Genomic DNA, 9,769 nt, shown 5'->3' with positions numbered 1-9,769 from the left:
AAAACGCTTTTACAGCTCTCGCTGCTATCGTTCGCCAGCTAATCGCCTGGTCACTTTGCCACGGAATCAGGTGGTCAACATCCCCGGAATATCAAACCCCGATAATCAAACGGTTTACTTCCACAGGTACAACGTCGTTCCCATCATTTGCTACAACCGTCATTTTTCCGCCAGCCCAGGTTAACCAGAAGTAGGTAGAGGCGCCCCCATTAGTCACCCTCAGCCTGACTTTATCGCCTGCTTTGAATTGCGATTGTACATCTTCCGCTTTGCCATTGATCAGAAACTTGTCGTAAAAAACATCACTTACATCCATCGCATTCATCCGTTTCCATTCATTGGCCAGTTTAGTTTTAAAATTGCCTGACCGGATCGCTTCCGCGTAACTTTGGGTGGTACCTTTCTGTATGGCGAACCAATCCGTTGCATTATGCAGCGAACGGTCAACCTCTTTCGGGTTCATATCCGTCCAGTCGCTCAATACCATGGTGTATTCCTTAGCCGGACGCTCGTTCCGTTTATAAAAAACAAGCGCACCATATAAACCAATTTGTTGCTGTAACCCAGAATGCGTATGATAGAAGTGAGTTCCGTGTTGTACGACCGGAAATTTAAACAAATGGGTTTTACCAGACTGAATAGGCTGCGTGGTCAGGAAAGGAACGCCATCATATTGGTTTGGCAAGATAACGCCATGCCAATGGATGATCGTTTCCTCCGTTAAGGTATTATGCACATAGATTGCAGCGGTATCACCTTCCGTGAAATACAGGGTTGGTGCAGGTAAACCTCCATTGACTGCGATTGCTCTCTTAGGTTTGCCTGAGTAATTAACTATCGTATCCTTCACATACAGATCATAACGGACAGTATGGGGCGGCGGGCTGATAAACTTTACCGTTTTATCGCCTGGTACGACAGGCATATTTTCGGCAGGTTTAGCCATCGGCATATCCATACCTTTCATATTGTCAGCCGCTTTAACCGGGGCTTTTTTTGATGGTTCAACTTTAGCCGGGACAGGCTTTTTCTTAGGACCCATTGGCATATTCATGGGCATTTGCGCAGAAGCTCCGCCGCAAAGCCCAATAAAAGCCAGGTATAAAATTAACTTTTTCATTACTGATCTATTTAGCTACAGGTGCCAAAGTTTCTGTGGTTTTACCGCAGGTTAGCATTTGGCTTCCATAATAAGGGTTTTTAATGGCGGCAGATTCACTTAACCAAGTCGCTTTTTTCATTGGACAATATTGCTCATACAGGGTGTTTGTATTTAACTTTAACCCTTTAACCAGTTCAAACATATTTTTAGAAAGACTGGTGAAATGTTCCCTCTGGTGGTCTATAGAGGCAGATTCGCTGATATGCCTGCTATCAAATTGGAGCTTATCGGTGAAGGCTGTCCAAAGTGTATTTTGTTCGGGGGTGAATTGCTTAGCAGGCACTGTATTAATTGCGGCCAATAATTCCCTCGCACTACTTTTTGCCGCATTGTTATTGCCGGTGATCAGGGCATTTTTAACACCCAGATAAGCAGTGATAACATTATTAACCGATGTGGTGGCCGTTACTTCTTGTGCTCTGGTGGGTGCAAATACAACTAACAGAATTAGCGATAATAAAACGGTTTTTAAGGTTTTCATAATATTTTAAATTTTGTCTAATGATTTACGTTCGTTTTTTTCATTGGTTTTGTACTGGCTTGGTGTAAGGCCGGTCACATTTTTAAACTGCGCGGATAAATGTGCGCTGCTGCTATAGCCCATTTGATAGGCGATCTCATTGAGGTTGTGTTGCCCGTATTCGAGCAGTTCTTTTACCTTTTCAACTTTTTGCTGGATAATGAATTTTTCAATGGTGATATCTTCATATGCGGAAAATAACCGGCTCAGGTAAGCATAGTCTTTAAAAAGCTGAGTAGAAAGCAGGTCTGAAAAATTGATATGGCCCCTTGATAAGTCCGTATAATGAACTTGCTGGATCACCAGGTTCTTTATGCGTTCAACGATCTGCTGCTTTTCGCTGTCGATCAGCTCAAAGCCCATCAGCTTTAATGACGTAGCGATTTCCAGTAAATGGCTTTCGCCAGGATCGGGATCGATGGTTGCCTTCCCCAAAACAAGGTCCGTAACCCGGAAATGTAAATTTTCTAATTGCTGGCGTACGACCATTATGCAACGGTCGCATACCATATTTTTAATATGAAGTATCATTATTGATTCAAGCTTTTGTTAAAAATTAAACAAAGGGATGCCATTACGCAGGGTGCGCAGCTGCCTGAATCAGATCTGAAGAGAACGCAATTGAATGGAAATTTCTTTACCGGACTTCCACGGTGGGGCGTGGCTATCCTGCCATGCTAAAGTAGTTGTCGCAGGGTATACCTGTATAAAGTTTACTATTACCGGATGATCTATAGTAACTGCAAATTGCAAAGACTGGAAGTCAGCGGCAGGTTTTATATTTTCTTTGATGACATAAGCTCCATGTTTCTTACAGCAATCACAGCCATCGTTATCTTTACAAGGCTTATGTTCTTTTCCTTCATGCGCTTCATCACAAGAATCATGCATCGTTATCTTAGGCGGTACAAAGTATTCGGCGGTACAATGCAGTATACAGACGTACATACCCGTAGTGAGTAACAGGTAAAATGCCGCTATACTTAAAACTGCCGCTTTCTTCATGGATACTACAAATGTAGGATATTCTTTAACAACTGTTTTTATAGAATTTTGTTTGATTATTATACAATTACCAAATCACTATATTGGACTGTATCTGTTACCTATTAATTCTTATTCATTAGCTTTTCCGTTCATATTACCAATCTTCTTTCTCAGCAGTTGCGCATTTATTGCCACTATTACAGTGCTTAAACTCATAAATACGGCACCAACAGCGGGGCCTAATACAAACCCGGCTTTGTACAAAACACCGGCTGCTAATGGAATAGTAACCAAGTTATAAGCGGTTGCCCATACCAAGTTCTGTATCATTTTATTATAAGTAGCTTTACCAAAAAGTATAAGATTGGCAATGTCCTTAGGATTGCTGTTAACCAGAATAATATCTGCTGTTTCGGCAGCCACATCAGTTCCTGAACCTACTGCTATACCCACATCAGATTGAGCAAGTGCCGGCGCGTCATTTACCCCATCACCGGTCATGGCGACAAATTCGCCTTTGCTTTGTAAATCTTTTACGATTTTTACTTTTTGGTCGGGCAGCACTTCAGCAAAATAGCCATCTAACCCTAACTTGTCACTCACAGCTTTGGCTACTTTGTCGTTATCTCCGGTTGCCATCAGTACCTTGATCTTATTATTTTTAAACACTTTAATTGCCTCAGCACTTTCCGGCCTAATCTCATCAGCCAAAGCAATATAACCCGCAAGTTTTTCATCAATTATAATAAATACCACGGTTTCTGCATCACTGCTGTAGGCGTCTGAAGGAATTTCTATTTTTTTATCTTTAAGGTAACCCGGACTTACTACTTTTATATTTTTGCCCTCTACAATTGCTTCAACACCTTTTCCTGTTATCGCGTTAAATTGCTCCAATTTGGGAATGCTGACCTTTTTCTCTTTCGCTTTCCGAAGGATACCGACAGCAATTGGATGTTCTGAACTTTGTTCCAATGCGCCTGACAAACTTAATAATTCATCTTCCGACATTTTATTAAGCGAAACGATCCGGGTAACTCCAAAATCGCCTTTTGTAAGTGTCCCTGTTTTATCAAACAGAATTGTAGTAATTTTCCGGGATTCTTCAAACGCAGTACGGTTTCTAATCAATAGGCCATTTTGTGCTGATACAGCGGTGGATATAGCTACAACTAAAGGTATGGCAAGTCCGAGAGCATGGGGGCAGGCAATAACCATTACAGTTACCATTCGTTCCAGTGCAAACACAAAGGGAAAGCCCAAAATAAGCCAGGTAGCCAAGGTTCCGAAACCAACTGCCAATGCCCCGTAAGTAAGCCATTTAGCTGCACGGTCAGAAAGATTTTGCATGGCCGATTTTGACTTTTGCGCCTCTGAAACAAGCATTATTACCTTGTTGAGGTAACTATCTTTTCCGGTATGCTCTACTTTTATTTTTAAAGAGCCATTGCCGTTAACAGACCCGCCAATTACCTTGTTTTCCATTTCCTTTTTTACCGGTTTAGATTCACCGGTAAGCATGGATTCGTTCAAATAACTGCTTCCCTCTACGATGATTCCATCAGCTGGTACTTTTTCGCCTGGTTTTATCAGGATTACATCGTTCAATGCTAATACTTCCAGTTTAACATCCTCAACTTGTCCGTCTGCTTTTACGCGGTGTGCTTCTGCCGGCATCATACTTACCAATAATTGCAGTGCCTTTGATGCGCCCAATACTGATTTCATTTCAATCCAGTGCCCTAATAACATGATCACGATCAGGGTAGCCAATTCCCAAAAAAAGTCTACACCCTTCAAGCCTAAAACCGTTGCGGCACTATAAAAATAAGCCACACTAATTGCCATGGATATCAGGGTCATCATGCCTGGCGCACCCTTCTTTATTTCACCCCAAAAACCCTTCAAAAAGGGCCAGCCACCCCAGAAATAGACAAAGGAAGAAAGCGCAAGGAGAATATATTTGTTCCCCGGCAGTAAAAATTTAAAATGAAAAAATCCCTGGATCATCGGCGAAAAAACAAGCAGGGGGATGGTTATCGCCAAACTTACCCAAAACCGTTTTTTAAAATCTTCAATCATCATTTGGTGATGGTCATGCCCTTCCATTCCCATAGGTATATCACCACCATCTCCATGGTCCATTTTTGCATGTTCTTCTTTGGTCATGTCCATTTTGGAACCGTCGTTTTTGGAGGCACCTTCAGCCGGTTCCTTTGCCGGAGTTCCTTCTTTTTGATCATCTTTAGGGGCTCCTTCTTCTGCTGTATTTTCTTCAGGAGCTTTGACTTCCGATTCACTCATTTTGGCGTGTTCTTCACCAGTCATATCCATTTTTGAATCGTCTCCATTCGACCTTTCGTCATTAGGGGATTCTTTTTCTGAAGGGGCATCTTCCTTATGTTCTTCTTTTGGTGTTTCTTCTTCAGGGGGTTTGGTTTCCTGAGAGCTCAGTTTGCCTTGCTCATCTTTGGATAAGTCTTTTTTTGCATCGCTTTTCTTTGAAGATTCATCTTCAGTAGCATCCTCATGTGTAGGGTCACTTTCCTTCTGAACCTCTTTAGGGTCTTCCTTTGTTGAAGTCTCTGCTTTTGAAACATCGGCATCATCAGTTTTCGTGATAATCTTCGGATCGTTATCTTCCGTGTCGATAGTAATAGTGATTTTTGCCATGGTTTTATGTTTATATAGGGTAGTTCTTTTTTAGATTTTCAAGTGTTTCTACAGCTGTTTATTTTCCTCAGGCTTTTTAAGGCGAAAAGAGGCTTTAGTTGATATATCATTTATATTTTTCAATGTCAAGTGTTTAAAAATGAAGGATTTTCAATCTGAACTTGGGTACAGATATCGCAGCAATGATTAATAAGAGGATGGAAATAATAAAGTAGGGTAAATGAACAAACCAGATCATCATGACCGAACCGATTACAACGCCCAGTACTTGTCCTAAACTATTAATAGAACTAAAGATACCTAAAGTTGTTCCGTATTTCTTACCTGAATCTTTGGTGATCAATGAAGCAAGGCAAGGGGTAAGAATAGCCATCCCAATAGAAATAAAGGAAACGAACAGCAAAATGAATTCCATTTTATTTGAAAGCATCAACAATGACATACCTATACTAAGCATGATCAAACCATAAGGGAGTAGGGCATCTTCACCTTTCTTTTTAATTAACCAGGTAACTGGCCCTAATTGCAACAATCCCATCACTGAACCGCAGACAATAAAAACAATACTCATTTGTTTGGGGCCGAATGAAAAAAGCCGTTGGGAATGTAATGCAAAAGTGCCCTCGAACATAGCCAGGGAAAGCTGGCTGACAAAAGAAAAAACGAGCAGAAAGATGAATGATTTTTTGACTGACCTTAAAAAGGAAAATATAGGTTCCTTTTCGGTTCTATTTGATTTAGCAATTTGTTGCGTACTGCTAATTTTGGATTCTGATAACGCAAAGAATAAAAACAAACAAACCAACAATACCAAAATGGCAGAAATAGTAAATGGTAATGAGAAGCTGTCGAATGTTAATTGCCCTAAAGAGATTTTAACTTTAGAAAATAAATTTCCTACTAATGGCCCTGCAACCGCGCCAAGTCCTGTAGCACTGACTAATAAAGCCATTCCGCCGCCTCTTGTTTTTTCAGTAGTTTTATCAGCTATGTAGGCACTGGATGCAGTTAAAAAAGCAGCTGAAAATAAACCAGATAATAAGCGAAACAGATAAAGGAGATATATACTTCCACTAATTGAAAACAAAAACATGGTAACCGAATATCCAAGGAGACCACATAATATTAGCGGCCTTCTTCCAATTTTATCTGATAATGAGCCAAGATATGGTGAAAACAAAAACTGAATGAGGGGATAGCTGCCTGTTATTAAGCCAACATGCAACCAAATTTTTTCAGAAGAAATGCCTTCCGCTATTGAAAGCTTTTGAATATAAAAGGGAAGTAATGGTAGGGTTATTCCAAATCCCACCATTACCAAAAACAATCCAATTAAGAGAATTACCAGATTTTTTTTATAAGTCATAATTCAAATTTTTCATCTGATAAAAATTAAAGTAAACCAAACCTATTTACTTGGCTAAGTCATTCTCTAAAATTGCTTTGTGTTCCTGATACTGCTCTTTTGTTAACTGACCCGAAGCAAAGCGCTTTTGCAACAGATCAAGTGGTGAATCTTTCTTTCTCCGTTGACCCGGAATATCGTAAGGTGTAACGAAAACCCAGAATATCATTATAATCCAAAGGAACCACCATATCACGTTCATTCCCCAAAAACCATTATTGTACATCATGTTTATATAATTATTAGTTATTAATCATTGCCTAACTAAGTTTATAAAATTACAGGGATTTTAAGTTCTGAAATGCTATAACTATTAATACCGAGTGCTCCCTGAAGCTCACTAATACTAATCAGATGGGTAGAAGAAATTTCAGCTTGTTTTGCTCCAAGGTCCACTTTTACATCTGTTACACCATCCACATTAGATAATCTTTGTTTAACTGCTGCGGCACAACCACCTCAACTCATACCGCCGATATGATAGGTATGTAAAGTTGAATTTTCCATATTTTATTTAATTTTATTAATGATTTTAAAATTAGTTTTCTGTTTTTAGTAAAGTCCATTCTATGAGTCAACGAAACTGAGAAATGTGAAGCCAAGTGATGCTTTAAACAAGCATTGTAATTAATAAATAGTAATAATTTGATGCAACTTACTCAACCCCAACAGAGCAAAGAGTTAATAGATATATTAACTCTTTGCTCTGTTAAGTCCATAGTATGAGGGATATTTATATTCCAGGCTCATGATCTATCATTCTTCCAGTCCGTCGGCCATGATCGCTGGGCCGAAAGTCTGTTTCCGCAATGCCAACTTTAGGAAACCCATGCGGAGTCGGCGGCACAAGACCCTGGATTTCGCTATAGGAGTCGGCAGTACTGCTTTGATGCTCATCATGTTGCAACTCATCGACAGCATCTGATCTTTTTTGTGCTGATTTCTCCTTTTTTGGGATTTCGTTAGAGTGCCCTTTGCTTTTCGGTGCTTTTTGATCGTTAGTTTTCATGGTTTTTCTGTTTATTAAATTGGCTCATTTTAATACAGTAGCCAATAAATAAAGGTATATGCAAGCTAAGTGTTGGAAGATGACCTTTGTCAAGTGATTCTATGATGTTAATCACTAAGTTGTGAAAGCGGACCATTTAAACGAACGCTCACCCGTTAGGAAACTACACCTGTAAATAGCGAACATATTTTGGCAGCGTAAACATTTCGCTGTTCTTGATCTTTTACTTTAGGGCAAAATATCGGGCAAATCGAGCCGTGCTACACCGATCCTGTTGTCAGCCATGCCATAATAAACATCAAAGCGGTCAGGCGTTCCAATATCGTCCCGACGGTCTATTCCAGTTGGAAAAACCACGTCGGCGATAATACCTACTTGTTCTTCCGGCAGTTCAGGTTTTAGTATTGGCTGTACAGTACGATAAATAATATCCATTACATTGCTCTCGGAAAGAATCATCAAACCTGCTGAATAACAAAGCTGCGTTTTGTTTCCTGATCTTACTTCTTCCTTAACACCATGATAAAGAAACATCCAGCCGAATTTGGTTAATATCGGAGGGGTACCGGCACCAATTTTAAGCACTTCCCATGCAGAAACAGGCATTGCCAATGGTCGGTGTGAAGTGAATTCAGGGCTTAGCCATTTATTACCGTTTGCCGGGTGGGTATGGCAATAGGATAGCCAAATACTTTCTTTGTGGAGGTCAATTTCCTTAGCCCAGGGCTGATGCCGCTTTTCTTCAGGGCTTGTTCCGGGAAAAAGCGGCCTATGCAACATACCTAAACAATTATGCCCGTGAGGACTGGGCACTGCTATCGGGAACAAACACGCATCTTTGTCGTTAATGCCGTTAAACTCAATATCCTCATATGGCAGATAGGTAGCAAGACCCAATCTCTCCCAATGGAATAAGTCCGTTGACTGCGCCAGGGCGATTCGGGGGCCATTTGGCGTATAGGCGGTATATGTCATCATGTAATGCTCCAATGGTTCGACATAGGTTATCCTCGGATCTTCACATCCACCACCACCATTCGGTCGTTTCTCGTAATCCTCTTCAGGTTCCAATGCAATGCCAAGCCGTTCAACACCGATAGGATCGCCGACCTCATTAAATTTTACCCTTGCAATACCAATTCTGGAATAGTTTTCTTTAGTGGCAATGCGGGGAAACAGGTAAAGATTTCCGTCCTTACCCCTTACTGCTGCAGGGTTTAAAACTCCTCCCTCTTCCTGGATATTTCCCGGCTCGGGTTCCATGACCACGCCAAGGCGCTGCATTTTAAATTCATTCATATTTCTTTTAATTGGTGGAAATTTTAAAGAAAATCAGCTTAATAATATATTAATGAATATTGGGGGTTAAAGTTTCTGAACGGAGCGGATTCTCTGCTGTCCACCTGAAATCACATTTATCGGCCCCGCCAGCAATACTTCCTGTTCGCTCCAGTTTAGCATGCCATAGTTGTGCTAAAGGATAATCCAAAGAACACCAGGTTTGTGTGCAAAATTTTGATAGTCCTTTTGATTGAAAATATTCGGCTACCGGGCATTTTAAACAGTCAAACCCCACTACATTGTCCCCTGTCTTAATATCTTGCCATTTATAGGAAGGGCTATTAAACGGAAATGCCCTGAACAACTGCGTTGTTTTTAGTAACCGGCCATAAACTTTGCGATTACGCAATCCTGCTAACCACCAGGACAACTTGCCCATCTTTATATAAACTTTCCATGCGATGTCGTAAAATATTTTGGCAGTTGCTTCTTCATTTTGTCCCTTTGCAGTTAGTTCATTATAGAAGGCTGTTGACAAGGCTGCAAGATGCACGGTGACATAACCGCCCAAAGTAGGCATAACCGGGACTTCAGGTTTTAACTCTTGATACCTCTGCCAATAAGAGGAAAGTATTTGTTTTACCGTTTCAATATCATAAAGCTTAATAAGTTCAATTTTTGCTGATTTGGCAGCTTGTAATTTGAACCAGTATAACAGAAGGTTTTTCATTG

10 protein-coding genes and 1 pseudogene are annotated in these 9,769 nt (G+C 40.5%); all 11 read right to left on the bottom strand.

The annotated features are described in order from the left end of the window. Positions 1-91: 91 nt before the first annotated feature. Positions 92-1,120: a multicopper oxidase domain-containing protein gene (locus tag ABIB50_RS22440; protein WP_429383459.1), complete on the bottom strand. Its 1,029-nt coding sequence runs from the start codon at positions 1,118-1,120 to the stop codon at positions 92-94. A gap of 7 nt (positions 1,121-1,127) precedes the next feature. Continuing rightward, positions 1,128-1,643, bottom strand: a complete 516-nt coding sequence (locus ABIB50_RS22435) for a DUF3347 domain-containing protein (protein WP_429383458.1) — start codon at positions 1,641-1,643, stop codon at positions 1,128-1,130. 6 nt (positions 1,644-1,649) lie between these two features. Beyond that, on the bottom strand, positions 1,650-2,213 hold the full coding sequence (locus ABIB50_RS22430; RefSeq protein WP_429383457.1) for a helix-turn-helix domain-containing protein: 564 nt from the start codon (positions 2,211-2,213) through the stop codon (positions 1,650-1,652). Between the two features lie 69 nt (positions 2,214-2,282). Continuing rightward, the gene (locus ABIB50_RS22425; RefSeq protein WP_429383456.1) at positions 2,283-2,630 is read right to left on the bottom strand and encodes a hypothetical protein; all 348 of its coding nucleotides are present in this window, start codon (positions 2,628-2,630) and stop codon (positions 2,283-2,285) included. 168 nt (positions 2,631-2,798) lie between these two features. Next, positions 2,799-5,342 (bottom strand): copper-translocating P-type ATPase, encoded by a 2,544-nt coding sequence (locus tag ABIB50_RS22420; RefSeq protein ID WP_429383455.1) that lies wholly within the window; start codon positions 5,340-5,342, stop codon positions 2,799-2,801. A gap of 133 nt (positions 5,343-5,475) precedes the next feature. Beyond that, positions 5,476-6,708: an MFS transporter gene (locus tag ABIB50_RS22415; RefSeq protein WP_429383454.1), complete on the bottom strand. Its 1,233-nt coding sequence runs from the start codon at positions 6,706-6,708 to the stop codon at positions 5,476-5,478. A gap of 46 nt (positions 6,709-6,754) precedes the next feature. Beyond that, the gene (locus tag ABIB50_RS22410; protein ID WP_429383453.1) at positions 6,755-6,976 is read right to left on the bottom strand and encodes an SHOCT domain-containing protein; all 222 of its coding nucleotides are present in this window, start codon (positions 6,974-6,976) and stop codon (positions 6,755-6,757) included. Between the two features lie 41 nt (positions 6,977-7,017). Next, positions 7,018-7,194 (bottom strand): annotated as a pseudogene (locus ABIB50_RS22405) (hypothetical protein); the annotation flags it as partial. Between the two features lie 286 nt (positions 7,195-7,480). Next, on the bottom strand, positions 7,481-7,756 hold the full coding sequence (locus ABIB50_RS22400) for a hypothetical protein (protein WP_429383451.1): 276 nt from the start codon (positions 7,754-7,756) through the stop codon (positions 7,481-7,483). 228 nt (positions 7,757-7,984) lie between these two features. After that, positions 7,985-9,055, bottom strand: coding sequence for a glycoside hydrolase family 130 protein (locus ABIB50_RS22395; protein WP_429383450.1), 1,071 nt, complete (start codon positions 9,053-9,055; stop codon positions 7,985-7,987). 49 nt (positions 9,056-9,104) lie between these two features. Continuing rightward, complete coding sequence (locus ABIB50_RS22390; protein WP_429383449.1) at positions 9,105-9,767, bottom strand: L-2-amino-thiazoline-4-carboxylic acid hydrolase; 663 nt, start codon at positions 9,765-9,767, stop codon at positions 9,105-9,107. Positions 9,768-9,769: the final 2 nt, after the last annotated feature.

Origin of the sequence: Mucilaginibacter sp. UYCu711 (assembly GCF_050433825.1) — a bacterium.
Classification (GTDB): domain Bacteria; phylum Bacteroidota; class Bacteroidia; order Sphingobacteriales; family Sphingobacteriaceae; genus Mucilaginibacter.
Note: the sequence above shows the minus strand (reverse complement) of the source record. Positions and strands in the feature narration are given on the sequence as shown.

Bases quoted from the DNA above. Each gene is read 5' to 3' on its own strand.
- ABIB50_RS22440 (WP_429383459.1), bottom strand. From the start codon at position 1,120: ATGAAAAAGTTAATTTTATACCTGGCTTTTATTGGGCTTTGCGGCGGA.
- ABIB50_RS22435 (WP_429383458.1), bottom strand. From the start codon at position 1,643: ATGAAAACCTTAAAAACCGTTTTATTATCGCTAATTCTGTTAGTTGTA.
- ABIB50_RS22430 (WP_429383457.1), bottom strand. From the start codon at position 2,213: ATGATACTTCATATTAAAAATATGGTATGCGACCGTTGCATAATGGTC.
- ABIB50_RS22425 (WP_429383456.1), bottom strand. From the start codon at position 2,630: ATGTACGTCTGTATACTGCATTGTACCGCCGAATACTTTGTACCGCCT.
- ABIB50_RS22420 (WP_429383455.1), bottom strand. From the start codon at position 5,342: ATGGCAAAAATCACTATTACTATCGACACGGAAGATAACGATCCGAAG.
- ABIB50_RS22415 (WP_429383454.1), bottom strand. From the start codon at position 6,708: ATGACTTATAAAAAAAATCTGGTAATTCTCTTAATTGGATTGTTTTTG.
- ABIB50_RS22410 (WP_429383453.1), bottom strand. From the start codon at position 6,976: ATGATGTACAATAATGGTTTTTGGGGAATGAACGTGATATGGTGGTTC.
- ABIB50_RS22400 (WP_429383451.1), bottom strand. From the start codon at position 7,756: ATGAAAACTAACGATCAAAAAGCACCGAAAAGCAAAGGGCACTCTAAC.
- ABIB50_RS22395 (WP_429383450.1), bottom strand. From the start codon at position 9,055: ATGAATGAATTTAAAATGCAGCGCCTTGGCGTGGTCATGGAACCCGAG.
- ABIB50_RS22390 (WP_429383449.1), bottom strand. From the start codon at position 9,767: ATGAAAAACCTTCTGTTATACTGGTTCAAATTACAAGCTGCCAAATCA.